Consider the following 268-nt stretch of genomic DNA (forward strand, 5'->3'; position numbering starts at 1 on the left):
CGACACGGCATTCTTGAATTGGCTGAGCGTCGGCAGTGGGACGGCGAGCTGGTGTTTGCCGATGTTGCCCAACGCACCAAGGGAATAGGAATAGCCGCCGCCATCAAGCCCAATCTGCCCAAGCATTGCGGCGAGCACGATGCCCATCCAGACCGGCTGCTCGCCATGGTCGGCACGCTGCAAGGAATGGCTGACGGTGATCAACGTCCTGGCGCGCGCCATGGAAAGCGCGAGGGTCTTGATGGTGTCGACGCCGATGCCACAGATG

1 pseudogene is annotated in these 268 nt (G+C 61.9%); it reads right to left on the reverse strand.

What is annotated here, in order from left to right:
• Window positions 1-268: pseudogene (locus tag AF337_RS21995) on the reverse strand (molybdopterin-dependent oxidoreductase); the annotation flags it as partial.

The sequence above is a fragment of the Rhizobium ecuadorense genome (assembly GCF_001187535.1).
In the GTDB taxonomy this organism is placed as follows: Bacteria; Pseudomonadota; Alphaproteobacteria; order Rhizobiales; family Rhizobiaceae; genus Rhizobium; species Rhizobium ecuadorense.